Origin of the sequence: Rhodanobacter soli (genome assembly GCF_040548735.1) — a bacterium.
Lineage (GTDB): Bacteria > Pseudomonadota > Gammaproteobacteria > Xanthomonadales > Rhodanobacteraceae > Rhodanobacter > Rhodanobacter soli_A.
In genome coordinates, this window is the sequence record NZ_JBEPSD010000001.1 from 2,046,587 (window position 1) to 2,071,596 (window position 25,010).

The 25,010-nt window shown below is 63.1% G+C and carries 18 protein-coding genes, 3 tRNA genes and 3 rRNA genes; 12 read left to right on the forward strand and 12 right to left on the reverse strand.

The genetic code is table 11. From position 1 onward, the window contains the following. Positions 1-427 precede the first annotated feature (427 nt). The 6 genes from ABIE04_RS09240 to ABIE04_RS09265 all read left to right on the forward strand — a co-directional run bounded on the left by ABIE04_RS09240 (position 428) and on the right by ABIE04_RS09265 (position 6,682). Positions 428-1,972: ribosomal RNA gene (locus ABIE04_RS09240) — 16S ribosomal RNA — on the forward strand. A gap of 174 nt (positions 1,973-2,146) precedes the next feature. Next, a tRNA-Ile gene (locus ABIE04_RS09245) sits at positions 2,147-2,223 on the forward strand. 18 nt (positions 2,224-2,241) lie between these two features. Next, a tRNA-Ala gene (locus tag ABIE04_RS09250) sits at positions 2,242-2,317 on the forward strand. A 202-nt stretch (positions 2,318-2,519) separates the two neighbouring features. Further along, a 23S ribosomal RNA gene (locus ABIE04_RS09255) occupies positions 2,520-5,401 on the forward strand. A 243-nt stretch (positions 5,402-5,644) separates the two neighbouring features. Beyond that, positions 5,645-5,758: ribosomal RNA gene (rrf, locus tag ABIE04_RS09260) — 5S ribosomal RNA — on the forward strand. Together the 16S, 23S and 5S rRNA genes with 2 tRNA genes alongside form the textbook arrangement of a ribosomal RNA operon. 240 nt (positions 5,759-5,998) lie before the next feature. After that, the gene (locus ABIE04_RS09265; RefSeq protein WP_214556377.1) at positions 5,999-6,682 is read left to right on the forward strand and encodes a rhomboid family intramembrane serine protease; all 684 of its coding nucleotides are present in this window, start codon (positions 5,999-6,001) and stop codon (positions 6,680-6,682) included. Between the two features lie 4 nt (positions 6,683-6,686). Here ABIE04_RS09265 and ABIE04_RS09270 read toward each other — a convergent pair whose 3' ends face one another. Further along, positions 6,687-7,415 carry a glutamine amidotransferase gene (locus ABIE04_RS09270; protein WP_354549025.1) on the reverse strand — a complete coding sequence of 243 codons (729 nt, stop codon included), beginning with the start codon at positions 7,413-7,415 and terminating at the stop codon, positions 6,687-6,689. 33 nt (positions 7,416-7,448) lie between these two features. After that, on the reverse strand, positions 7,449-9,269 hold the full coding sequence (locus ABIE04_RS09275) for a GspE/PulE family protein (protein ID WP_354549030.1): 1,821 nt from the start codon (positions 9,267-9,269) through the stop codon (positions 7,449-7,451). A gap of 97 nt (positions 9,270-9,366) precedes the next feature. Here ABIE04_RS09275 and glyQ point away from each other — a divergent pair, with 97 nt between their 5' ends. Beyond that, entirely contained in the window at positions 9,367-10,290 is a 924-nt protein-coding gene (gene glyQ / locus ABIE04_RS09280) for a glycine--tRNA ligase subunit alpha (protein ID WP_354549035.1), read from the forward strand. Then, positions 10,287-12,434, forward strand: coding sequence for a glycine--tRNA ligase subunit beta (glyS, locus tag ABIE04_RS09285; protein WP_354549040.1), 2,148 nt, complete (start codon positions 10,287-10,289; stop codon positions 12,432-12,434). The genes glyQ and glyS overlap by 4 nt, the downstream gene beginning before the upstream one ends. Before the next feature lie 70 nt (positions 12,435-12,504). Here glyS and ABIE04_RS09290 read toward each other — a convergent pair whose 3' ends face one another. After that, positions 12,505-13,074, reverse strand: a complete 570-nt coding sequence (locus ABIE04_RS09290; protein WP_354549044.1) for a helix-turn-helix domain-containing protein — start codon at positions 13,072-13,074, stop codon at positions 12,505-12,507. A 279-nt stretch (positions 13,075-13,353) separates the two neighbouring features. On the opposite strand from ABIE04_RS09290, the gene ABIE04_RS09295 reads away from it, so the two are divergent. Next, positions 13,354-16,416, forward strand: a complete 3,063-nt coding sequence (locus ABIE04_RS09295) for a TonB-dependent receptor (RefSeq protein ID WP_354549049.1) — start codon at positions 13,354-13,356, stop codon at positions 16,414-16,416. 199 nt (positions 16,417-16,615) lie between these two features. Next, positions 16,616-18,490 carry an MFS transporter gene (locus tag ABIE04_RS09300; RefSeq protein WP_354549053.1) on the forward strand — a complete coding sequence of 625 codons (1,875 nt, stop codon included), beginning with the start codon at positions 16,616-16,618 and terminating at the stop codon, positions 18,488-18,490. A 12-nt stretch (positions 18,491-18,502) separates the two neighbouring features. Here the strand turns inward: ABIE04_RS09300 and ABIE04_RS09305 are convergent, their stop codons facing one another. From ABIE04_RS09305 to ABIE04_RS09345, 9 genes are all read right to left on the reverse strand, one after another. Further along, positions 18,503-19,372: a beta-lactamase induction protein gene (locus ABIE04_RS09305; protein WP_354549057.1), complete on the reverse strand. Its 870-nt coding sequence runs from the start codon at positions 19,370-19,372 to the stop codon at positions 18,503-18,505. 70 nt (positions 19,373-19,442) lie between these two features. Further along, entirely contained in the window at positions 19,443-20,012 is a 570-nt protein-coding gene (locus ABIE04_RS09310; RefSeq protein ID WP_354549061.1) for a hypothetical protein, read from the reverse strand. 184 nt (positions 20,013-20,196) lie between these two features. After that, positions 20,197-21,171, reverse strand: coding sequence for an NAD(+) diphosphatase (nudC, locus tag ABIE04_RS09315; protein ID WP_354549065.1), 975 nt, complete (start codon positions 21,169-21,171; stop codon positions 20,197-20,199). Positions 21,172-21,182: 11 nt separating this feature from the next. Then, on the reverse strand, positions 21,183-21,551 hold the full coding sequence (gene erpA, locus ABIE04_RS09320) for an iron-sulfur cluster insertion protein ErpA (RefSeq protein ID WP_214556387.1): 369 nt from the start codon (positions 21,549-21,551) through the stop codon (positions 21,183-21,185). 46 nt (positions 21,552-21,597) lie between these two features. Next, the gene (locus ABIE04_RS09325; RefSeq protein ID WP_354549072.1) at positions 21,598-22,029 is read right to left on the reverse strand and encodes a bactofilin family protein; all 432 of its coding nucleotides are present in this window, start codon (positions 22,027-22,029) and stop codon (positions 21,598-21,600) included. After that, complete coding sequence (locus ABIE04_RS09330) at positions 22,016-22,771, reverse strand: DUF6776 family protein (protein ID WP_354549075.1); 756 nt, start codon at positions 22,769-22,771, stop codon at positions 22,016-22,018. The genes ABIE04_RS09325 and ABIE04_RS09330 overlap by 14 nt, the downstream gene beginning before the upstream one ends. Positions 22,772-22,876: 105 nt before the next feature. Beyond that, positions 22,877-23,347, reverse strand: coding sequence for a bacterioferritin (gene bfr, locus ABIE04_RS09335; RefSeq protein WP_056390755.1), 471 nt, complete (start codon positions 23,345-23,347; stop codon positions 22,877-22,879). Between the two features lie 127 nt (positions 23,348-23,474). Then, a complete protein-coding gene (locus ABIE04_RS09340) occupies positions 23,475-23,681 on the reverse strand; it encodes a (2Fe-2S)-binding protein (RefSeq protein WP_436410375.1) in 207 nt (68 codons plus the stop codon). Between the two features lie 57 nt (positions 23,682-23,738). Continuing rightward, positions 23,739-24,305, reverse strand: a complete 567-nt coding sequence (locus ABIE04_RS09345; protein WP_354549085.1) for an RNA pyrophosphohydrolase — start codon at positions 24,303-24,305, stop codon at positions 23,739-23,741. A gap of 182 nt (positions 24,306-24,487) precedes the next feature. Between ABIE04_RS09345 and ABIE04_RS09350 the strand changes: the two genes are divergently transcribed. Next, a tRNA-Met gene (locus ABIE04_RS09350) sits at positions 24,488-24,564 on the forward strand. Positions 24,565-24,624: 60 nt separating this feature from the next. After that, positions 24,625-24,987 carry a 6-carboxytetrahydropterin synthase QueD gene (gene queD, locus ABIE04_RS09355; protein WP_354549088.1) on the forward strand — a complete coding sequence of 121 codons (363 nt, stop codon included), beginning with the start codon at positions 24,625-24,627 and terminating at the stop codon, positions 24,985-24,987. Positions 24,988-25,010 lie beyond the last annotated feature (23 nt).

Here is a 25,010-nt window from a genome sequence, read left to right on the forward strand (position 1 = left end):
TTCGACGACACGACAGTCGCTTGCGAAGATTCCGTGAAATTTTTCTCAAGAAACGCTTGCCAAATAAAGCGCAGCCCGTATTATTCGCGGCCCGCAGTCGCCCAACGTCGCAAGACGGACTGCCGGGACCTCGAAGAAGCTTCACCGAGGTGTTGACGGTCGCAAAAAGCGATGTAGAATGGGCGGCTCACCCGGGACGAAACGTTCTGGGGCGCAGACCGGAAACGGGATGCAGAACAAGGATCTTTGACAGTGTGCGCAGGTGAATTGTGTGGACGTCTTGTGCTGGAGGGTTACGACCTGTCCAAGCAATGCAAGCGTCCCACCAAGTAAAAAGTCAGTAATGAGTTTTGATTGGTTGGGAAGAACGCTTCAGAAAGATAGATTGTCATCATGGTCTGCAAAGGCGATGTGACGATCGAAAACTTAAGTGAAGAGTTTGATCCTGGCTCAGATTGAACGCTGGCGGCATGCCTAACACATGCAAGTCGAACGGCAGCACAGCAGTAGCAATACTGTGGGTGGCGAGTGGCGGACGGGTGAGTAATGCATCGGGACCTACCCAGACGTGGGGGATAACCTCGGGAAACCGGGACTAATACCGCATACGTCCTACGGGAGAAAGCGGGGGACCTTCGGGCCTCGCGCGGTTGGACGGACCGATGTGCGATTAGCTAGTTGGTAGGGTAATGGCCTACCAAGGCGACGATCGCTAGCTGGTCTGAGAGGATGATCAGCCACACTGGGACTGAGACACGGCCCAGACTCCTACGGGAGGCAGCAGTGGGGAATATTGGACAATGGGCGCAAGCCTGATCCAGCAATGCCGCGTGTGTGAAGAAGGCCTTCGGGTTGTAAAGCACTTTTATCAGGAACGAAATACCACGGGTTAATAACCTATGGGGCTGACGGTACCTGAGGAATAAGCACCGGCTAACTTCGTGCCAGCAGCCGCGGTAATACGAAGGGTGCAAGCGTTAATCGGAATTACTGGGCGTAAAGGGTGCGTAGGCGGTTGTTTAAGTCTGTCGTGAAATCCCCGGGCTCAACCTGGGAATGGCGATGGATACTGGACAGCTAGAGTGTGTCAGAGGATGGTGGAATTCCCGGTGTAGCGGTGAAATGCGTAGAGATCGGGAGGAACATCAGTGGCGAAGGCGGCCATCTGGGACAACACTGACGCTGAAGCACGAAAGCGTGGGGAGCAAACAGGATTAGATACCCTGGTAGTCCACGCCCTAAACGATGCGAACTGGATGTTGGTCTCAACTCGGAGATCAGTGTCGAAGCTAACGCGTTAAGTTCGCCGCCTGGGGAGTACGGTCGCAAGACTGAAACTCAAAGGAATTGACGGGGGCCCGCACAAGCGGTGGAGTATGTGGTTTAATTCGATGCAACGCGAAGAACCTTACCTGGCCTTGACATGTCCGGAATCCTGCAGAGATGCGGGAGTGCCTTCGGGAATCGGAACACAGGTGCTGCATGGCTGTCGTCAGCTCGTGTCGTGAGATGTTGGGTTAAGTCCCGCAACGAGCGCAACCCTTGTCCTTAGTTGCCAGCACGTAATGGTGGGAACTCTAAGGAGACTGCCGGTGACAAACCGGAGGAAGGTGGGGATGACGTCAAGTCATCATGGCCCTTACGGCCAGGGCTACACACGTACTACAATGGTCGGTACAGAGGGTTGCAATACCGCGAGGTGGAGCCAATCCCAGAAAGCCGATCCCAGTCCGGATCGGAGTCTGCAACTCGACTCCGTGAAGTCGGAATCGCTAGTAATCGCGGATCAGCTATGCCGCGGTGAATACGTTCCCGGGCCTTGTACACACCGCCCGTCACACCATGGGAGTGGGTTGCTCCAGAAGGCGTTAGTCTAACCGCAAGGAGGACGACGCCCACGGAGTGGTCCATGACTGGGGTGAAGTCGTAACAAGGTAGCCGTATCGGAAGGTGCGGCTGGATCACCTCCTTTCAAGAAATGACGGCGTGAGTCTTCACGCAAGACGTCCACACAAGACACCTGTATTTCACGCGAAGTCCGTTTCGCGAAGAGCAAATCGGCCAGCCATGGCCGGGCTCTTCAGGAACAGCCGCTTCGAACCGAGTTCCAGGTAGCCTGGCTTAGGTTCTGGGGTTCGATCTCACTGGGTCTGTAGCTCAGGTGGTTAGAGCGCACCCCTGATAAGGGTGAGGCCGGTGGTTCGAGTCCACCCAGACCCACCATTAGTCCGAGGATACCTTGGGGCCTTAGCTCAGCTGGGAGAGCACCTGCTTTGCAAGCAGGGGGTCGTCGGTTCGATCCCGACAGGCTCCACCATCAAGCGCTGCGTGAAGTATCAGCACACCCAAGATTTTGAAATCACCCGGCATTGAGGCCGGTGTGATGTTCTTTGAAAACACGTAAACGAGTGACAAGCGTCTTGGTTCGAACCGAACCGAGACAAGTGTTAAGGCACGAAAACGAAGTAACTTGGCTGCACCTGAGGAGGGTGCTGCCCCGAGGCGACTTGGGGTTATATGGTCAAGCGACTAAGCGTATACGGTGGATGCCTTGGCAGTCAGAGGCGATGAAGGACGTGGCAGCCTGCGAAAAGTGTCGGGGAGCTGGCAACAAGCTTTGATCCGGCAATGTCCGAATGGGGAAACCCACTCCGCAAGGAGTACTGCATGGTGAATACATAGCCATGCAGGGCGAACCCGGGGAACTGAAATATCTAAGTACCCGGAGGAAAAGAAATCAACCGAGATTCCCTGAGTAGCGACGAGCGAACGGGGACTAGCCCAAAAGCACATTGTGTTCTAGTCAAACGGCATGGAAAGGCCGGCCATAGATGGTGATAGCCCAGTCGACGAAAGGGCACTTTGTGTGAAATTGAGTAAGGCGGGGCACGTGAAACCTTGTCTGAACATGGGGGGACCATCCTCCAAGGCTAAATACTACTGACTGACCGATAGCGAACTAGTACCGTGAGGGAAAGGCGAAAAGAACCCCGGAGAGGGGAGTGAAATAGACCCTGAAACCGTATACGTACAAGCAGTGGAAGCCCGCAAGGGTGACTGCGTACCTTTTGTATAATGGGTCAGCGACTTACTGTCTGTGGCAAGCTTAACCGTATAGGGGAGGCGAAGAGAAATCGAGTCTGAATAGGGCGCATAGTCTCAGGCAGTAGACCCGAAACCGAGTGATCTATCCTTGGCCAGGTTGAAGGTGCGGTAACACGCACTGGAGGACCGAACCCACATCTGTTGCAATAGATGGGGATGAGCTGAGGATAGGAGTGAAAGGCTAAACAAACTCGGAGATAGCTGGTTCTCCTCGAAAGCTATTTAGGTAGCGCCTCGGACGAATCTTCCTGGGGGTAGAGCACTGTTATGGCTAGGGGGTCATCGCGACTTACCAAACCATGGCAAACTCCGAATACCAGGACAGACTATCCGGGAGACACACGGCGGGTGCTAACGTCCGTCGTGAAAAGGGAAACAACCCAGACCCGCAGCTAAGGTCCCAAAGTCATAGCTAAGTGGAAAACGATGTGGAAAGGCATAGACAGCCAGGAGGTTGGCTTAGAAGCAGCCATCCTTTAAAGAAAGCGTAATAGCTCACTGGTCGAGTCGGTCTGCGCGGAAGATTTAACGGGGCTAAGCTATGCACCGAAGCTCGGGGTGTGCACATTTATGTGTACGCGGTAGAGGAGCGTTCCGTAAGCCTGTGAAGGTGGATTGTAAAGTCTGCTGGAGGTATCGGAAGTGCGAATGCTGACATGAGTAACGATAATGGGGGTGAAAAGCCCCCACGCCGAAAGCCCAAGGTTTCCTCGCGCAACGTTCATCGGCGCAGGGTGAGTCGGCCCCTAAGGCGAGGCAGAAATGCGTAGTCGATGGGAAGCTGGTTAATATTCCAGCACTTTTCTACAGTGCGATGTGGGGACGGAGAAAGTTAGGTCTACCGGGCGTTGGTTGTCCCGGGGAAAGGCGGTAGGCATGGGTCTTAGGCAAATCCGGGACCCTTTATGCCGAGCACCGAGACGAGTCCTATTGGACGAAGTGACTGATACTACGCTTCCAGGAAAAGCCACTAAGCTTCAGCTGTAGAAAAACCGTACCGTAAACCGACACTGGTAGGCAGGGTGAGAATCCCAAGGCGCTTGAGAGAACTCGGGTGAAGGAACTAGGCAAAATGGCACCGTAACTTCGGGAGAAGGTGCGCCCATCGACGTGGTCACGTGCGTGACTGAGCGTTGATGGGTCGCAGTAACCTGGCCGCTGCGACTGTTTATCAAAAACACAGCACTCTGCAAACACGAAAGTGGACGTATAGGGTGTGACGCCTGCCCGGTGCTGGAAGGTTAATTGATGGGGTCAGCCGCAAGGCGAAGCTCTTGATCGAAGCCCCAGTAAACGGCGGCCGTAACTATAACGGTCCTAAGGTAGCGAAATTCCTTGTCGGGTAAGTTCCGACCTGCACGAATGGCGTAACGACAGCGGCGCTGTCTCCACCCGAGACTCAGTGAAATTGAATTCGCTGTGAAGATGCAGCGTTCCCGCGGCAAGACGGAAAGACCCCGTGAACCTTTACTATAGCTTTACACTGAACGTTGAGTTCTTCTGTGTAGGATAGGTGGGAGGCTTTGAAGCGCAGACGCCAGTTTGCGTGGAGCCATCCTTGAAATACCACCCTGAAGTGCTTGACGTTCTAACCTCGGCCCGTAATCCGGGTCAGGGACCGTGTATGGTGGGTAGTTTGACTGGGGCGGTCTCCTCCCAAAGAGTAACGGAGGAGCACGAAGGTACGCTCAGCGCGGTCGGACATCGCGCACTGTGTGCAATGGCATAAGCGTGCTTGACTGCGAGATCGACGGATCAAGCAGGTACGAAAGTAGGTCATAGTGATCCGGTGGTTCTGTATGGAAGGGCCATCGCTCAACGGATAAAAGGTACTCCGGGGATAACAGGCTGATACCGCCCAAGAGTTCATATCGACGGCGGTGTTTGGCACCTCGATGTCGGCTCATCACATCCTGGGGCTGTAGCCGGTCCCAAGGGTATGGCTGTTCGCCATTTAAAGTGGTACGCGAGCTGGGTTCAGAACGTCGTGAGACAGTTCGGTCCCTATCTGTCGTGGGCGTTGGAGATTTGAGGGGGGCTGCTCCTAGTACGAGAGGACCGGAGTGGACGTTCCGCTGGTGTTCGGGTTGTCATGCCCATGGCATTGCCCGGTAGCTACGAACGGAAGTGATAACCGCTGAAAGCATCTAAGCGGGAAGCACGCCCCAAGATGAGATCTCCCGAGAGCTTGACTCTCCTTAAGGCACCATCAAGACCAGGTGGTTGATAGGTCAGGTGTGGAAGCGCAGCAATGCGTTCAGCTAACTGATACTAATGAGCCGTGCGGCTTGACCATATAACCCCAAGACGCTTCGCAAACGTTCCTTTGCACCGTCTCGATTGATTCGAATTCACCTCGACGCTTGTCACTCGTTTACAATTATCTTTACGTGAGATCCTCTCACGGAGAGTCAAGACCGGCCATCCATGGCCGGACTCTTCAACTCTTCAATCGAGGATCGTTCACAGGAGAGCCGGCTGTCAGGGCCGTCTCTTCAAAAATGTGGAGCCGGCGCGTCAGCGCTGCTCCCACCCCTTCCCTGGCGGCCATAGCGGCGTGGTACCACCTGATCCCATCCCGAACTCAGAAGTGAAACGCGCATGCGCCGATGGTAGTGTGGCTTTGCCATGCAAGAGTAGGTCACCGCCAGGGGCTTTATCCAAAGAAGGCCTCCCCATCCGGGGAGGCCTTCGTCTTTGTGGCGGTTACGGCCGCGATCGACGATCGGCGGCTCCCACCGCGCACCGATTCGGGCTTCATCCTGGAATATCCCTCAACGGCAACGGTGGGGGGTTCTTTGGTAGCGAAATACCGATTCCATCATCGCGGGCAATTCGTCATCGCCTATGATGGCTGGCACACTGCGGCCGACACATGTCTGGGGAGCGATTCTTGTTTGTCCATGTCGAAACACGTCGCCGTCCCCGTTGGCACTGGGCAACCCTGTTGGTGGTGACGGTCTGCGTGATGTGTTTCGTGGGCCTGGCGCTGACGCCTGCGACGCAACGGGTTTCCCTGTTGCTGGAGTGGGGCACGGTACCGGCGAACATCTTCGATCCACATGAGGCGCTGCTGCCGCAGTTGACCGATCCCGCCCTGCTGCGGCTGTTCACGGCGCTGTTCATCCATGTGACCTGGCTGCATCTGCTGAGCAACCTGCTGTTTCTGGCGATCTTCGGCCTGCCGGGCGAACGCGCGTTGGGCTCGCTGCGGTTCCTGCTGCTGTTCGTGGTGGGCGGGATCGTGGCGAACCTGATCGGTGCGTTGTCCCTGACCGGTGTACGCCTGCCGATCATCGGCTGCAGTGGCGCGGTATCGGCGGTGGTCGGCACGTACGTGGCGCTGTTTCCGCGTGCCCGCCTCGGCCTGGTGCTGCCACTGGGCCTGTACCTGGAGTTCGTGCGGGTGCCGGCGTTCCTGCTGATCGGCCTCTGGGTTCTGCTGCAATTGCTGTTCAGCTATGCGGGGCCGAGCTATGGCGCCTATGTCTGGTGGGCACACATCGGCGGTTTTCTGTTCGGCGTGGTGTTTGCGCTGTTTTCTCGCGATGCCATCGCCCGTCGCCTGCGTGGCTGAGGCTTCAGCCTGCGGCCGCAATCCAGCGGTGATGGCGTGAGAACTGGCGCAACAGCCGGCGGGCAATCGGCGTGGCGGCCACCGCACTGAAGATCTGCTGCGGGTCCGTACCCTCGCGCCGCATGTCGGCATGCTTGCGCCGGATATAGGCGCGCATCACTTCGGCATTGAACTCCGGGTGGAATTGCGCGCTGAGTGCATGGGGTCCGTAGCGCAGCAGTTGATGCGGGTCCCGTGCCGATCGAGCCAGTACGGCAGCTCCACTTGGTGGTTCGATCACGCTTTGTTCGTGCGTGGTATGAGCGCGGAAGCTGGCCGGCAGCCCACGCGCCAGCAGATCCTGCGCGCCGGCGGCTGACACCTCGATGGCCTGGGTACCGATTTCACGCCCGCCCGGCAGATAGTCGACGCGCCCGCCCAACGCGTGGGCCATTAGCTGATGGCCATAGCAGACCCCGAACAAGGGCAGCTCGGCATCCATCGCATCGCGGATCCAGCCGGCGGTGCGCTCGCTCCATGCCGAGCGTTCGGTGACCATGGCCGCCGAACCGGTGATGATGGCTCCGGCGACTTCACGCGGCGCCGGCAATGCCTCGCCGGCCGCGACGTCGACAATCCGCAGCTGCCGCGGATGCAATCCCGCGCCAAGCCGGAACCAGTGAGGGAAGTCGCCGTGGCGGGCCCGGATACGATCCGGCGCGCGACCGGTGCGGATGATCAGTACGGGCTTCATGCGGGTAGTTGGTCACGCATCATCTGGACGTCTTTACGGCTGAGTATCGTCGAACGCGTCGATCGGCGGCAAGACGGTGAGAATTTCCTGCACGGTGGTCAATCCGGCGGCGACCTGGTCGGCGGCCGAGATGCGCAGCGGACGCATGCCCTCGGACAGCGCGGCCTGGCCGAATCCGCTCAGGTCGAGCTGGGCCGAGATCATGCCGCGCAGCCGCGGCGACAGCTTCAGCATCTCGTAGATGCCGGTACGGCCGAGGAAGCCGGTATTGCGGCATTCCAGGCAACCGACCGGCTGGAACACCTGCTGCGGGAGCGGCATGTCCCAGCCGTGGGTGAGTACGGTCCAGGCCTGAAGATCCTGCGCGCTTGCCCGCTTGCAGTGTGGACACAGCGTGCGTACGAGTCGCTGCGCCACCACGCCGGTAAGGGTGGACTGGATCAGGTAATGCGGCACGCCCAGGTCGAGCAGGCGGGTGACCGCGCTAGGCGCATCGTTGGTGTGCAGGGTGGACAGCACGAGGTGGCCGGTGAGCGAGGCCTGCACCGCCATCTGCGCGGTTTCCAGGTCGCGGATCTCGCCGATCATGATGATGTCGGGGTCCTGCCGCAGCAGCGTGCGCACGCCGGCGGCGAAATCCAGGTCGATCGCCGCGTGCACCTGCATCTGGTTGAATTCCGGCGAGACCATCTCGATCGGGTCTTCCACCGTGCACACGTTGAGCTCCGGCGTGGCCAGGTGCTTGAGCGTGGAATACAGCGTGGTGGTCTTGCCCGAGCCCGTGGGGCCGGTGACCAGCACAATGCCGTGCGGCCGCTCCACCATGCTGCGCCAGTTGGCGCCCTCGCCGGCGGAGAAGCCGAGCTGGGCAAAGTCCTTCACCACCAGGTCCGGGTCGAAGATGCGCATCACCACCTTCTCGCCGAACGCGGTGGGCATGTTCGAGATGCGCAGCTCCACCTCGCGGCCGGAGGACGAGCGTGTCTTGATGCGGCCATCCTGCGGGCGGCGTTTTTCGGCCACGTCCATGCGCGCCAGGATCTTGATGCGCGCGGTCACCGCGGTCATCACCGGCGCCGGCAGTTCGAACACCTTCTGCATCACGCCGTCGATGCGGAAGCGGATATGCCCGGTGTCGCGGCGTGGTTCCAGGTGGATGTCCGAGGCGCGTTGCTCGAACGCGTACTGCAGCAGCCAGTCGACGATGTGCACCACGTGGCGGTCGTCGGCGCCGACTTCACCGCTCTTGCCCAGCTCGACCAGCTGCTCGAAATTGAGGATGGCGGAAGAGGCATCGCTGCTGCCCTTGGCGTCCTGCGCCAGCTGGATCGAGCGCTGGACGCCGTAGAACTCCTGCAGGTAGCGGTTGATGTCGATCGGGCTGGCCACCACACGCTTGATGTCCCGCCGCAGCATCTGCGCCAGATCCGGCGCCCAACCGGCCTCGAACGGCTCGCAGGTGGCGAACGTCACCTCGCCCGGTGCGGCCGCGATCGGCAGGATCCGGTGGCGCTTGGCGTAGGCATGGCTCACCACCTGCGTCACCGAGGCCACATTGATCTTCATCGGATCGATCTTGAGGTATGGCAGACCGGCGTGGCCGGCCAGCCACTCGGTCAGGGCTTCCAGGCTGAGCGGTCGGCCCTTTTCGTGCTGGTTCGCCAGCTTGGCGTTCGCGATCAGCACCAGCGGATGCAGCTCGACCGTGCTGCGGCCGGCTCGGACACCCATGCGCACCTGCTTGGCGTCATCGGCCAGCAGGTAACCGTCGACCACCAGCGTCGCCAGCAGTTCGTCCAGCTCCAGCCGGCCACGTCGGCCGAGCAGGGATGCGATTTGAGGTGAAGCGGCCATCCGGATGCGTCCCCCGCGGTGCGTTTTCCGACCGGAACCCGGTGGAAAAGCGAGCTGCGGCTATACTAACGCGCTTTACCCAAGGTCACGGAAAACCATGTCCGCACGCACCTTCCAGGATGTGATCCAGACCCTCAACCGCTACTGGGCGGCGCAGGGTTGTGTGCTGCTGCAGCCGCTCGACACCGAGGTCGGCGCCGGCACGTTCCACCCCGCCACCTTCCTGCGCGCGCTCGGTCCCGAGCCCTGGGCCGCCGCCTACGTGCAGCCCTCGCGCCGACCCACCGACGGCCGCTACGGCGAGAATCCGAACCGACTGCAGCATTACTACCAGTACCAGGTGGTGATGAAGCCCAATCCCGAAAACATCCTCGACCTGTACATCGGCTCGCTGAAGGAACTCGGTCTCGATCCCCTGGTGCACGACCTGCGCTTCGTCGAGGACAACTGGGAGTCGCCGACCCTGGGTGCCTGGGGACTGGGATGGGAGGTCTGGCTCAACGGCATGGAGGTCACCCAGTTCACCTACTTCCAACAGGCCGGTGGCTTGGAATGCCGCCCGGTGACCGGCGAGATCACCTACGGCCTCGAGCGGCTGGCGATGTATCTGCAAAACGTGGACAACGTCTACGACCTGGTCTGGACCGACGGTCCACGTGGCATCGTGACCTACGGCGACGTGTTCCACCAGAACGAGGTGGAGCAGAGCACCTACAACTTCGAGCACGCGAACGTGCCCGAACTGCTGCGCTGGTTCGACGTATGCGAGGCCACCGCGAACCAGCTGATCGGGGCGAACCTGCCGCTGCCGGCGTACGAACAGGTGATGAAGGCCAGCCATACCTTCAACCTGCTCGACGCGCGCCGTGCGATCAGCGTCACCGAGCGCCAGCGCTACATCCTGCGCGTGCGCACGCTGTCGCGCAGCGTGGCCGAGACCTATGTGGCGCAGCGCGAGAGGCTCGGCTTCCCGGGCCTGAAGCATGCGCCGTCGAAGAACGCGAAGGAGCAGGCCGCATGAGCGCCGCCAAGTCACTGCTGATCGAGCTGGGCACCGAGGAGCTTCCGCCGAAGTCGCTGGATGAACTGTCCGCCGCTTTCCTGCGCGGCATCTGCGACGGCCTGGCCAGGCGCGGCATCGACGCCGGGCTCGATCTGGCCCAGGCCTATGCCTCGCCGCGCCGCCTGGCAGCGTATATCCCTGCAGTAGCCGTGACGCAGCCGGAGCAGGCGCTGGAACGCCGTGGCCCAGCGCTGGCTGCGGCGCTCGATGCGGCAGGCCAGCCGTCGAAGGCGCTACTTGGCTTCGCGCAGTCCTGCGGCGTCGGCGTCGAGCAGCTGGAAAAACTGGAAACCGACAAAGGCAGTTGGTTCGTCTGGCGGACGGTCAAGCCGGGCCAGCCGGTGGCGGCGCTGTTGCCGGAAATCATCGACGAGGCGCTGAAGACGCTGCCGATCCCGCGGCCGATGCGCTGGGCCGATCACGACTACAGCTTCGTACGCCCGGCACACTGGCTGGTGATCCTGCACGGTGCCAACATCGTCGACGGCAGCGTGCTGGGCCTGAGCAGCGGCCGCAAATCGCGCGGCCATCGCTTCATGCACCCGCAGCCGGTGCACCTGGCCGATGCGGACGGCTGGCTGGATGCGATGCGCGCCTGCAACGTGCTGGCCGATCCACGCGAGCGGCGCCAGCGCATCCACGACCAGATCGAACGGGCTGCGGGGGTGACCGGTGGCGTGCCGCGGCTCGACGATGCGCTGCTGGACGAACTGGCCAACCTCACCGAATGGCCGGTGGCGATCGCCTGCACGTTCGAGCGCGAGTTCCTCGGCGTTCCGCCCGAGGCGCTGGTGACCACCATGGTGGCGAACCAGAAGTTCGTGCCGGTATTCGACGCCGACGGCAAGCTGACCGAGCACTTCATCGGCATCGCGAACATCGAGAGCAAGGACCCGGCCGAGATCCGCAAGGGTTACGAGCGGGTGATCCGGCCGCGCTTCGCCGACGCCAAGTTCTTCTGGGACGAGGACCTGAAGACGCCGTTGGCCGGCTACCAGGAGCAGCTCAAGGGCGTCACCTACCAGCAGGCGCTGGGCAGTCTGTGGGACAAGAGCGTGCGCGTGGCCGAACTGGCGCGGATCGTCGCCAACCGGGCTGGCGTCGATGCCGGCGCGGCCACCCGCGCCGCCTCCCTGAGCAAATGCGACCTGCTGACCCGCATGGTCGGCGAATTCCCCGAATTGCAGGGCGTGATGGGGCGCTATTACGCCAGCCACGACGGCGAGCCGGCGGTAGTGGCCGAGGCGCTGGACAGCTACTACCAGCCGCGTTTCGGCGGCGATGCGATCGCCGCCGACCGGCTCGGCCAGGTGCTGGCCGTGGCCGAACGGCTGGATACGCTGGCCGGCATCTTCGCCGTCGGCATGAAGCCCGGCGGCAACAAGGATCCGTTCGCGCTGCGCCGTGCCGCCCTGGGCCTGGCGCGCACCTTGATCGAGGGCGGCCTCGAACTGGACTTGCGCGGCAGCTTTGTCGAGGCGCTGGAACTGTTGCCGGACGCTGCGCTGGCGGCGGGCTTGAAGCCGGGCAAGGACGGCAAGCCACCGGCCCTCAACGCGGGCCAGCGGCGGGCGATCCTGGTCGATGAACTGTACGATTTCGTGCTCGATCGCCTGCGCGGCTACTACGCCGAACAGGGCTTCGACAACGCCCAGTTCGAATCAGTGCTGGCGGTGCAGCCGGCCAGCCTGGCCGATTTCGACCACCGTCTGCGCGCGGTGGCCGAGTTCGGCCGTCGCCCGGAAGCGGCCAGCCTGGCCGCTGCCAACAAGCGCGTCGCGAACATCCTGCGCAAACAGGCCGAGGAGGCCGGTGCACCGCCCATCGGGAAGATCGTCGACCCGGCGCATTTCGCGGCGGATGCGGAGCGCGAACTGGCCGACGCGCTGGCCTCCGCACAGCGGGACAGCGCCACGGCCCTGGCCGCCGGTGACTACACCGCGGTGCTGGCACGCCTGTCGCAGTTGCAGGTGCCGGTGGACGCATTCTTCGAGAGCGTGCTGGTGAACGCCGACGATCCGGCCGTGCGTACCAACCGACTGGCCTTGCTGGGCCAGCTGAAGGCCCAGTTCGGGGCCATTGCCGATATCGCGCTGCTCTGACGGTAGGCCAAAAAAAGCGCGGCGACCTTCAAGGCCGCCGCGCTTTTTTGTGATGCAAGCAGGTTGCGGGTCAGGCCGTGCCGCGCTCCTGGCGGATCCGCTCGGCGAGCTTCTGGTTGAACGTCACCATGGCGAGCGGATCCACATGGGAGCCGCCAGGGCCGAGCATTTCATAGAGCTGGGTCAGCAAATCGGTATTGTCGGACAGGGCTAGCTGGCTGTTGGCCAGACTCAGCTCCGACTGCAGGATGCGCACGGCGGTATCCAGCCGCTGCGCATCGACACTCGTGGTGGTGGTCGCCATATGGTTATGCGTAGGGCCCATGCGACCGTGGGAGCGGTGTGGTGCGGCTTTTTCCGAACTGTACTGTTCATCCGCACCGGCATGGGTGGGGTCGACTTGCAGCGTTCCTTCGCCGGCCACCAGCCACACCAGCGAGATGCCCAGTGTCTTGGCCAGCGTCACGCAACGCGCGCGCGACGGATCGGTGTTGCCATCGCGCCAGCTGCGCACCACGCCTTCGGAGAAGCCGCACATTCTTGCGATTTCGGTAGCACTCCCGACGCGCTGGATCAGCAATCTGATGCGTTCGGCGAACGTCCCAGTGGGTGAAGAATTCGTGAGCTTTTGCGTATCCATTTGGAGTGCCTATGAGAAGGGGAGTAGAGCTAGCGCAGGTTATGAGCGTATGTCAAGCGAAAAAACCTTCGAAATAAAGTTAGGGAAGTGTTGACCTTCGCGATTTCTTGAATTAACGTCGGTCTAACTTGCGTAGCTATTTGCGCAAGAAACCTAGTTTAAATCATGTGGATCGGCATGGGCTTGCATAGCTTTTGGGATGTTGCCCTTGGATGTCACGAACACACAAAAAGTTTCTTGTGCCCGGATAGCTCGGGCCGAACCATGGGGAATCACACGATGAATTCGCGTAAAAACTTCAAGACCGGGCAGCTGCAGCGTACAGCGCTCGCTCTGGCACTGGGACTGGGCTTCGCCGGATTGGCCTTTGGCCAGGCAACCACGGGCAGCATCTTCGGCCAAGCACAGGCGGGTGATTCCGTGCTGGTCAAGAGTACGTCGGGTATTACCCGTCAGGTTACTGTCGATGCGTCCGGCCGCTATGCGGTTGATTCGTTGCCGCTGGGTAATTATACGGTGACGCTGCAGCACGACGGCCAATCCGTCGACTCGCGCTCCAACGTTACTCTGCGCGTGGGTTCGGGTACCGAGGTTTCCTTCGGTGCGCAGAACGCCCAGACCCTGTCGGCGGTGACGGTGCAGGCCAACGCCCTGCCGACCATCGACGTGAGCGGTGTCGACTCCCGCACGGTCATCACCGCCGAGCAGCTGGCCCGCCTGCCGCTGGCCCGCAGCGCCGAGGCGATTGCCCTGCTGGCCCCGGGCGTGGTCCAGGGTAGTGGCCTGTTCACCAATCTGACCGGTGGCTCGGTGGTGTCGTTCGGCGGCTCCTCGGTGACCGAGAACGCGTACTACATCAACGGCTTCAACACCACCGACCCGCTCAGCGGCTTCGGCGGTATCACCTTGCCGTACGGCGCCATCGATCAGCAGGAAATCATGAGCGGCGGCTACGGCGCAGCCTACGGCCGTTCCGACGGCGGCGTGATCAGCCAGGTCGGCAAGCGTGGCACCAACGAGTGGCACTTCGGTGGCCAGATCCAATGGACCCCGAAGGATCTGCGTGCCGACCCGAAGAACTGGTATTACGTCAAGAAGGACGGTTCGCAGGGTGCGATGCGGCAGTATCGCAAGAACAACAAGTCGTGGACCACCACGGTGGACGCCTACGTCGGCGGCCCGCTGATCCAGGACAAGCTGTTCCTGTTCGCGGCCGTCGAGGCCGAGCGCCAGCAGGGCGAGTCGACCGGCTCGAACGTCGCGCCGTTCGTGGACCACTACCGCTATGACAACCCGAAGTGGTACGGCAAGCTGGACTGGAACATCACCGACAGCAACATCCTCGAATTGACCGGTGCGTCGAACAAGTCGTCGTATCAGGGCGTATTCAACGACTTCGACTATGCCACCAAGACGGAAGGCGGCTTCAACAGCAACGACACCCACACCAAGAACGGTGCGGACGTCTATTCGGCCAAGTTCACCAGCTATATCACCGATGACCTGACAGTCACTGCGCTGTACGGCAAGATGAAGGGCACCTGGTACAGCAGCGTCGCCGACTACGATCCGACCTATCCGTATATCTTCGGCGCCCAGGATCAGAATCCCGATCTCAATGGCGACTCGCCGATTACTAACAGCCAGACGGTGTCGACGATCAACCTGCCGGGCCATCGCTCGACCAACACCAACCTGCGCGTCGACGTGAGCTACAAGCTCGGCGACCATACGCTGACCGCCGGTATCGACAATCAGGATCAGAAGAACATTGACGGCGGCACCAAGTTCCCCGACGAAGGCCTCGGCTACGCCTGGGAGTACAACGATTTCGGCGATCCCGACACTTACGTCATGGGTGGTCCGGGTACCGCCCAGCCGGGTGCCGACTGGCAGAACTCGCCGTGGGTGGCTAATACAGGCTCCCAGCCGGGTGGCGAGACCGGCTATTACGTAGCCCGCTACCGCTACCACGACAATGCGTCGGTGCGCGTGGCGCAGCGTGCGCAGTACGTCGAGGACAGCTGGCAGGTGAATGACCGCTGGCTGGTCAAGATCGGTCTGCGCAACGACCAGTTCACCAACTACAACGCCGTCGGCCAGCCCTACCTGCGCCTGACCAGCCCGCAGTGGGCGCCGCGCGTGGGCTTCAGCTGGGACGTGAACGGTGATTCCAGCTTCAAGGTCTACGGCAACGCCGGTCGCTACTACCTTGCGCTGCCCACCAGCGTGGCGCTGCGTTCCGCCGGCACCTCGCTGTACACCCGCGAGTACTTTACCTACACCGGCATCGACGCCAACGGCATCCCGACAGGCCTGACCCCGATCGACACCTATCTGGGTTCCGGTGCGCCCGTGTCGGCCAACGGCGAGTACGGCCAGGCGCGTGATCCGAAGACCTCGGCCTCGACCAACCTGAAGTCGGAGTACCAGGACGAGTACATCTTTGGTTTCGACAAGAAGCTGGGCGACTCGTGGGTGTACGGCGCCAAGGCGACCTACCGCAACCTGCGCAACGCGATTGACGACGTCGGTGACAACGTTTCGATCATCGCCAAGATGAACGCGATGGGCATCGACCCGAATAGCTACGACGCTACCCGGGTACCGGCGAGCATCCTGATCAATCCGGGCAGCACCTCCGTCTTCAACATTCCGAAGCTGGGCGGCGGCTACTACACCGTGGAGATGGACTGGAAGAACGACTTCCACTTCAACACCACGATGAAGCGCAAGTACTACGGCCTGAACCTGTATCTGGAGCATCCGTTCGACGGCAAGTGGTTCGGCAAGGTCGACTACGTGTGGTCGCGCAGCTACGGTAACAGCGAAGGCCAGGTGCGTTCCGACATCGGTCAGGATGACGTGTCGGCAACGGTGGACTGGGATTACGCCGCGACCATGGACTACGCCAACGGCGCACTCTCCAACGATCGTCGCCACCAGATCAAGGCGTACGGTTCGTATCAGATCGCGCCGGAATGGATGGTGTCGGGCAATTTGGCGATCCTGTCTGGTTCGCCGAAGACCTGCCTGGGCTACTACGGTGAAGCTCAGACCAATCCGGGTCTCGGTTACGGTCCGTATTATCACTTCTGCAAGGGCGAGCCGTCGTCGCCGGGTGCCACGCGCAACCCGTGGACCTATACGCTCAGCCTGAGCGCGGAGTACCGGCCGGAATGGGCGGGCAAGAAGCTGGCCTTCAACGTGATGGTCAACAACGTGTTCGACAGCCAGAAGATCACCCAGACCTACCCGATCGAGGCAAGCTCGAGCTATGGCCGTCCGTACAGCATGCAGACGGGACGATATGTCCGCTTCGGTGCCTCGTACGACTTCTGATGATTTGAAGTAATAGTTGTAGCTGCAAGAAGGCCGCCGGGGATAACCCGGCGGCCTTTTTCATGTCGGATACGCGTTTGCTGGGTGGTCGGATGCCCAAAGCTGCCCTGTCACTGACCGCGGTGGGTAATAATGGCCAATAGCGGGCGTCGCGGCTCATGGGCCACGGCGGGGCGGCACATACTCACCAAGGCATCGCATGAGCCAATTCGCATTGCTGGGCAAGCGGCGCTTTGCGCCGTTCTTCTGGACCCAGGCGCTGGGTGCCTTCAACGACAATGCGTTCCGCAATGCGCTGGTGATGCTGGTGGCGTTCCAGATGGGGCTGGACGACCACACCGTGTCGCTGTACACCAACCTGGCGCCGGCGCTGTTCATCATTCCGTTCTTCCTGTTCTCCGCCACTGCCGGCCAGCTGGCCGAGAAGTACGAGAAGAGCCGGATCATCCGCTACGTGAAGCTGTTCGAGATCGGTGCGATGGTGCTGGCCGCGTACGGTTTCTACACGCACCACACCTCCTTGCTGCTGATCGTGCTGTTCATGATGGGCATGCATTCGGCCACGTTCGGGCCGATCAAGTACGCGATCCTGCCGCAGGCGCTGAAGCCGGATGAACTGGTCGGCGGCAACGGGCTGGTCGAGATGGGCACGCAGATGGCGATGCTGGTGGGCATGATCGCCGGCAACTCGCTGATGCTGGTGGCTGGTGTGGGGCCGCTGCTGGCGTCCGGCGCGACCATCACGGTGGCGGTGGCCGGCTACCTGGCCTGCCGCCGGATCCCGCCGGCGCCGGCGACCGCACCGGAACTCAAGTTCAACTGGAACCCGTTCAGCGAAACCGAGCGGGTGCTGGCGATCACCCGCGCCGATCGCGCGGTGTTCAACGCGGTGCTCGGCATCTCGTGGTTCTGGTTCTTCGGCACGGTGCTGATCGCGCAGCTGCCGATCTACACGCGCGAGACGCTGGGTGGCGATGGTTCGGTGAACACGCTGGTGCTCACCCTGTTCTCGATCGGCACCGGCGTCGGCGCGCTGCTGTGCGAGAAGATGTCGGGTCGGCGCGTGGAGATCGGCCTGGTGCCGCTGGGTGCGTTCGGGCTGACCGCGTTCGGCGTGGACCTGTACTTCGCGCGGCATGGCGTGGCGGCCGCGCGCGGGCTGGACTGGCTGGCCTTCCTGCACGGCGCGGGCAGCTGGCGCGTTGCGCTCGACCTCACCCTGATCGGCGTATTCGCCGGCTTCTACGTGGTGCCGCTGTTCGCGTTCGTGCAGGCGCGCGCGCCGCGCGAGAAGCTGTCGCGAATCATCGCCGGTACCAACATCCTGAACGCGCTGCTGATCGTGGCGGCAGCCGGTTTCGGCCTGGGGCTGGGTGCGCTGGGCATGGATGCGTCGCAGATCTTCCTCGCCGCGGCGCTGCTCAATGTACTGGTGGCCTGGTACATCTTCACCCTGGTACCCGAGTTCGTGATGCGTTTCATCACCTGGGTGCTGGTGAATACGCTGTACCGGGTGCGCGCCGATGGCACCGGGCAGATCCCCGAGGAAGGCCCGGCGTTGCTGGTGTGCAACCACGTCAGCTTCATGGACCCGCTGTTGCTGATGGCGAACCTGCGCCGGCCGGTGCGCTTCGTGATGTATTACAGGATCTTCAACATCCCTTTGCTGCGCTTCGTGTTCCGCACCGCCAGGGCGATCCCGATCGCGGGCCTCAAGGAGGATCCCGCGGTGCTGCAACAGGCTTACGACGCGATCGACGAAGCGCTCGCTGCCGGCGAGGTGGTATGCGTCTTTCCCGAAGGCGGGCTGACCGGCGACGGCGAGATCGCGCCGTTCCGGCCAGGCGTGGAGAAGATCCTGGCGCGGCGGCCGGTGCCGGTGGTACCGATCGCGCTGCGCGGCCTGTGGGGCAGCGTGTGGAGCCGGCGCGATTCCATGCTGCATCGCGCGCGCCTGCCGCGGCGTTTCCGGGCGCGGGTGGAACTGGTGGTCGATGCACCGCGTGCGCCCGAACAGGTCACCGCGGCAACGCTGGAGGCGCGGGTGCGCGAACTGCGCGGCGACCTGGCCTAGCCAGGACTTCTTTCAGCCGACCCAGCTGCCGATCACGATCAGCGCCACCACGCTCAGCCAAGCCAGCAAGGCGCGCAGCAAGGCGCTGCGCAGGCGCCGCAGTTCGGCCAGCGGGTCGCTGTGTTCCTCGGCGTAGCCGTCGCCGGCCTCGATATCGATCAGCACGTCGGCCTGTGCCGCCGCGCCCAGGAAACCCGGGCCGGCGTCGTACCAGCCGGTCGGCGCGGCTTGGCTGTGCCAGCGGCGCCAGGCGTCGATCACCGCCTCCCAGTGACCGACCACGGCCAGGGTGAAGGTCAGCAGCTGCGCCGGCAGCCAGTCCAGCGCGTTGGCCACGTAGCCGGCGGCGCGGCGGCTGCCCGGATCGAGCTGCAACGTGTCATCGCGGCCCAGCGTCTGCGCCAGCCGATACAGCAGCGCCCCGGCCGGGCCGAGCAGGAAGAACCACAGCAACACGGCGAAGCGCCGGCGCAACGCGGCATAGGCGATCGCCTCGCCCAGTGCCGGTGCATTCCAGACGATGGGACGGCCGTCGTCGGCCAACGCCTGCGCCGCGGCCTCGCGGCTGGCACCATCCGGGGCGTCCAGGATGGCTTCCAGGTCGGCTTCGAACTCGCGCGGGCCGAAGCAGTACAGCAGCACCGCCAGCGCAAACAGCAACCGCAGCAATTCGCCCAGCGGCGAACGCCCGAGCAACCATTCCAGCAGCACGCACAGGATCAGCGGCAGCAGCAGGGCCAGCGCCACGCGGCCGCCACCGCTGGTGTCCGCCAATTGCGCCACCCAGCGGCGGAACAGGCCGTCGCCGCGCCAGCGTGCCAGTTGCGGCATGACGTGCAGCAGGCCGAGGGCGACGAGGGCGACTAGCAGACTGATGGCCATGACGTAACGGGCTCGCGGACAGTGGCTGCCATTGTAAGCGACGGATCGGTGTCGACATCACGTGATGGCATCACTCGTCGAAGATCGCGCGGCGGGAGATCGTATCGGTCGTGGCGTCGGCCGCGGCATGCGTCGCCTGCGGCCCGCAGCCATCAGCATCGAGCGCGCGTTCCACCAGCTGGCGTGTCACGAACTGGTTGGCACTTCTTTCCATCTTCATGCGTTCGTACTTGCAGCGGCTGGCCGTGGTCATCGCGCGCACGACCTGCTGCAGGTTTGGGGTGGTTCGCAGCTGGATGCCGGTGCGCAGCGGCGCATCCGACGAACCCGGCAGGCGCACGCGTGGCGCCTGTTGCGCGTCGTTCAGGCCTGCATCCAGGATCGCGGAGCGGTAGTCGCCGGAACCACCCGGCACGTTTGCCGGTGGGGCGATGACGATGGGCATGGCCGCGCTCGGTGGCAACGATATAGCCAGTGTCCTGCGGTGTGTCGCTCGGGGTTGCACGGGCCGCGGCGACGGGCTGGCCGACCGCGATCTGTCGAGCAGTGCCACGAAGCTGAGGTGCAGGGCTTCGTCATCGTCGTGAATGGCGGTGCGCGCCGATCGGTACGGCGGCGTGGAACGCAGTACCAGTGCCATGGTGGCTAGATGCAACGCAGTGACGCCGCCGAGAATCACGCCACGGCGCAGTGCGGCGCGCCAAGCCGGGTGCGCATGCGACCGCCCGCGGGCGGATAGGAGAGTGCTTCCGTGCGCCATGGCCGATCCTTGGTGGTGGATGCGGCTGGGACCGGCGGATCGGTATGAAGTTCGTGCCGGTGGATCAGCGCGGCGTGGCGTCGGCGACCAGCGCGTCCAGGTCCAGCCCGGCGCACTGCTGCAGCCAGTGCGCCAACAGCTGGTAGGACACCGACAGCCGCGTGGAGGGCAGGAAGCTGCCGTCGGCGATGCCGTCGACGAGCTGCTGCGGGGTGAACCAGCGTGCGTCTTCCAGCTCGTGGTCGCGCATGACGATCTGCCGCGACACGGCGGTGGCAATGAAGCCGACCATCAGTGAAGCCGGCATCGGCCACGGTTGCGAAGAGTGGTAGCGCACTTCGCCGACGATCACGCCGGCTTCCTCGGCCACTTCGCGGCGTACCGCATCCTCCAGCGCCTCGCCCGGTTCGATGAAGCCGGCCAGGGTGGAATAGCGACCGGGTGGCCAGCCGGCCTGGCGGCCGAGCAGGCAGGCGCCGTCGTGCTCGACCAGCATGATCACGGCGGCATCGGTGCGCGGGAAATGCAGCCGCGCGCAGTCCGGGTTGGTGCATTGCGCGCGATGGCCGGCGGCGACCAGCAGCAACGGTGCGCCGCAATGGGCGCAATAACGCGTCTCGCGCTGCCAGTGCGACAGGCCCTTGGCGTAGGCGAACAGGCCGGCCTCGTCGGCGGCCAGCTGCAGGCCGGCACTGCGCAGATTCATGCGGCGTGCGTCCAGTGCAACTTCCAGTTCGCCGCTGCGTGCGGGATCGTCCACCACCAGCAGGAAATGCGGACGTTCGTAGGCGATGCCGAGCAGGCTGGCGTGCAGCCCGCCCAGCCATTGCTCGCGTTCGTTCACGTCGAGCCAGCGCAACGCGTCGCCGTCACGGCGCAGGAAGGCTTCGCCGGTGGCATCCAGCAGCAGGTAGCGCGCTTCCGGCGAGCGCGCCTGTTCGACGATCCACACCGATTCGTCGCGCGACTCGGCGACGCGGTTCAGCACCAGGCTGAGCCCGGCGAACGTGTTCGGCGGCGGCAGTTTGGCCCGATCCATCGGCGGCGTGCTCAGGCGGAGAACGAAGAGCCGCAGCCGCAGGTGGTCTTCGCGTTCGGGTTGCTGATCACGAACTGCGCGCCGCTGAGGTTCTCGGCGTAGTCGATCTGCGCGCCGGTGAGGTACTGCAGCGACAGCGGATCGCACAGCAGGGTCACGCCTTCGCGCTCGATCGCCAGGTCGTCCTCGGCCTGGGCCTCGTCGAAGGTGAAGCCGTACTGGAAGCCCGAGCAGCCGCCGCCGGAGATGTAGACGCGCAGCTTCAGCGCCGGATTGCCCTCTTCGGCAATCAGCTCATGCACCTTGTGCGCGGCGGCGGCAGTGAACACCAGCGGGGCGCCGCTGCTGCGGTAATCGGGGATCGCGACGAGAGTTTCCATGGTCATCTAGATGGGGGCGTGGCGGACTGTAGCCAAGCATACCGCTTCAGGCCGGCATGGCCTCGTCGAGTTCGGCATCCGGCGCCGGCAGTTCGCGCTGCGCCTGCTCGACCTGGCGCGAGATGCGCCCGTTGACCTGGGCGCCGGCGGCCATTTCCAGCGTGTGGTAGCGCAGGTCGCCGTCGATGCGCGCCTGCGGCGCCAGTTCCAGCCGGACGCTGACGTTGACGTCGCCGGTCACGTGGCCGTTGATCACCGCCTGCGGCACGTGGATCTCACCGTGCACCTGGCCGTGCTCGCTGAGCGTGAACATGGCGTCGTCGCCCTCGCCCAGCACGGTGCCCTCGATGCGGCCATCCAGGTGCAGCGCGCCGCTGAAGCGCAGGTCGCCGCGGATCACCGTGCCGCGCGCGATCAGGCTGGTCTCGTGGCTGGTGTTGTTGCGATCGTTGCGGTCGTTGCGTCTACGGTTGAGCATCGCGGTCCCCTTCGGCGTTGGTGATGTTTCCGCTCAGCGCGGCGCCCCATGCGACGGCACGGTTGACCGGCTCGCCGCTGGCGGGCTGAATGCTGATGCGCAATCGCGTCGGACGGAAATCCGCCGGCAGCACGATGGTGCCGTGCAATTGCTGGAAATAGGTGAAACGGAACGGCAGGCCGTCCTTCTGCGCGGCATCGCCCAGCGCGGGCCAGTCCAGCCGCGCCACCTGATCGCCGCGCAGGCCTTCCACGCTGACCAGGGCGTTGCCGGAAATCTCGTCGCCGCGTTTGGCGTTCTGGGTCAGGCTGAGGCTGAGGTTCCAGCCGCGCGAACCGGCGATCGGCTGCAACTTCACTTCCTGCAGTTTCAGTCCCTGCCGCTGGGCGTCGCCGCCGACCAGTCGCGAGTAGAAGCCCAGGTCGGCGCGCAGGCCGTTGAGTTCTTCCTCGCGCTGGGCCAGGGTGCCGCGCAGGGAGCGGGTGGCGATTTCGTTGACCTGGGCTGCCCGCTGCAGGTTCGCGAGCTGCTGCTTCAGATCGTCGATCTGGCCGAGCAGGGCGCGCTGCTGGCGGTTGTCGACCGCGGCCGGGGCATTCGCCTGCCGGCTCAGCGCAGCGACGACCAGACCGACCACCAGCAGGCTGCAGAGCCAGGCCACGCCCAGCCACAGCCAGCGTCGGCGGTGGCTGGCGTCGTCGTGCCGGCGCACGACAAAACGCGGTGGTGGTCGTGAGGCCATGCGGCGCGTTCCGGGGAAAACCGAAGGTATAGCCCCGGCGTGATGAAAGCGTCAAGGAACAGGTGCACGCTTCGGTGCGCCGGACCTCGATGCAGCCGACGTGGCTCAGCTCTGCATCTTGCTTTGCAGGTAGCGCTCTGCGCCGATGTCCTTGACCAGGCTGAACTGGGTTTCCAGCCAGTCGATGTGTTCTTCCTCGTCGTGCAGGATGTTCTTGAACAGGTCGCGACTGATGTAATCGGCGATGCCTTCACTGTACGCGATCGCCTCGCGCAGGTCCTTCACCGCGGCCAGTTCCAGGTCCAGGTCGCCCTGCATGGATTCCAGCGCGTTCTCGCCGATGCGCAACTTGCCCAGGTGCTGCAGGTTCGGCAGGCCATCGAGGAACAGGATGCGCTCGATCAGGTGATCGGCGTGCTTCATCTCCTCGATCGATTCCTTGTACTCGTGCTCGGCCAGCTCGGTGTAGCCCCAGTCCTTGAGCATGCGGTAATGCAGGAAGTACTGGTTGATCGCGGTCAGTTCGTTGTAGAGCACCTTGTTGAGGAACTCGATGACCTTGGCATCACCTTTCATGGTCGTTCTCCCGTCGACGGACAACGTGGACTATACGAATTCCACGCGGCGATCGACGGAATGAGAATGGCAATGGTTTGCCTGTGCGCGGGAGGGCACCCGCGCATGGCGAGCAGAACGCGAGGGTTCAGGCTGCGGCGAGCGGCAGCTGGCAACGGACCTGCGATACCGCCTGGTCGAACGTGGCGCGGGCTTCCTGTTCGCAGCAGCCGCAGCAGTCCGAGCAGCCGGTGCGGGCCTGCAGTTCGGCAAAGGTATGCACCCCATCGGCCGCTTCGCGGCGGATGTCGTGGTCGGTGACGGCATTGCACATGCAGATGTACATGGCGCGTATAAGAACGCGAATGCGAATGATTGTCAACAAGCAGTTGACGGGGCCGCGGCGATCCGTTCAGGCGGCAGCGCGGCCGTCGCGTGGCCCGGTCGGCGGAGTGTCGGCGTTGTCGCTGTCGCGCGGTGGCAGGGTGCCCAGTTGAACGCTGAACAGGTCTTCGACCAACGGGGCGAAGTGGCGCAATGCCCGTTCGTATACCTGCCGCTTGAAGTTGACGACGTGCGCGGCGGGATACCAGAAGTCGACCCAGCGCCACAGGTCGAACTCCGGCTTGTCGCAGGCATCCAGCTTCAATGCATCTTCCCCGCCGACCAGCTTGAGCAGGAACCAGACCTGCTTCTGGCCGATGCAGGTGGGCCGCTGGTGATGGCGTACGTAACGGTTCGGCAGGCGATAACGCAGCCAGCCGTGGGTGGCGCTGATGACCTCGACGTGGTGCGCGGCGAGGCCGGTCTCCTCTTCCAGTTCGCGGTACATCGCCTCCAGCGGGGTTTCATCCGAGCGCATGCCACCCTGCGGGAACTGCCAGCCGTCGCGATTGATCCGGCGCGCCCAGAACAGCCGGCCGTCTGCATTCAGCAGCACGATGCCGACATTCGGACGGTAGCCATCTACATCAATCATGTCGCCTCCTGGAATCGAACGGCCCCGGCCATTGCCGGCAAGACCGCAGCGAAGTCCCGCAGTCGATTCAACCACGGCGCGCAAAGCGGCGGCAAGCGTCGGACTTGAACCGACCGGGTTACCCGACTACACTGCCGCGCCCCGCCCGCATCGTTCCGATCCGGCATGGCGGGTTTCCCCAAGGCTATGTAGCTCAGCCGGTTAGAGCACAGCACTCATAATGCTGGGGTCGGTGGTTCGAGTCCACCCATAGCCACCAGGACCAGGGCGTGTGTCTTTCCGCCGGTCCATTCATCGCCACCACGCGCAGGCGTCCGCCATGCATATCTTCAAGGTGTTTCAGATCGAGGCGGCGCATCGGCTGCCGAACGTGCCGGCCGGGCACAAGTGCGCGCGGTTGCACGGGCATTCGTTCCGCATCGAGATCCATGTGGCCGGCGAGCCGGATTCCCTGTTGGGCTGGGTGATGGACTTCGCCGACGTCAAGGCGGCCTTTGCGCCGCTGTACGAGCAACTCGACCATCACTATCTCAACGAGATCGAAGGGCTGGAGAACCCGACCAGCGAGATGCTGGCGCGCTGGATCTGGCAACGGCTGCAACCGCGTCTGGCCGGGTTGGACAAAGTCGTGGTGCACGAGACCTGCACCTCGGGGGCCAGTTGCAGTCGCGACAGCTTTTGACGCGCCGCCGTAACGCCTAAAAT